This window comes from Conexibacter sp. CPCC 205762, from assembly GCF_030646155.1.
GTDB lineage: Bacteria > Actinomycetota > Thermoleophilia > Solirubrobacterales > Solirubrobacteraceae > Conexibacter.
This window is the reverse complement of sequence record NZ_JAUTDN010000115.1, coordinates 1-534: the sequence shown is the minus strand read 5'-3', so window position 1 is coordinate 534 and position 534 is coordinate 1. Positions and strand designations below refer to the sequence as shown.

1 protein-coding gene is annotated in these 534 nt (G+C 40.1%); it reads right to left on the bottom strand.

All coding sequences use genetic code 11. The features are described 5' to 3' along the window. The coding region (locus Q7L73_RS28655; RefSeq protein WP_304715815.1) for a hypothetical protein at positions 1-534 on the bottom strand (534 nt) is incomplete at both ends.

Below are 534 nucleotides of genomic sequence, written 5' to 3'. Positions count from 1 at the left end.
TTTCCAATTATCCTGTCGGCTATTATCTCCGCCTCACTTTGATCTTCCGCTTCAGACTGCCATTTTTCACATAATGAATCTATTTCACCCCACAATCCTTCATCCGCCTCCGCATCTTGTTCCGTTAAACTATTGACTTCATGTTGTACATTGTTTAGTTCACGAGAAGGGTCCTCTTCAGGCGGTAGCTCCTGATCTCCTATATGACCTTTATCCTGTTCTCTTTCCACAAACTTAGAAATGTATTCATGAATTATGGAGCACCTAATAACATTCTTCAAGGCGGAGAAGTTTGGGCCAGATGCCCAATATGCTTGACATGAAAACGTGAGAATGAATTTAGTATTATTGTGATATTCTGAGGCAATTTTATTATAATCTCGAAGATAAGAGAAGAATGCAGTGACCTTTGTATTGACAAATGGAGATTCCATGTATCTAAAAAATACGCCTTTAGGCCTACTGATACCCTTTCCCCTGCGGTTTAGCGTGCCTTTTACATTAATATCTAAACCCTCTCCGATGGTGGCCTTT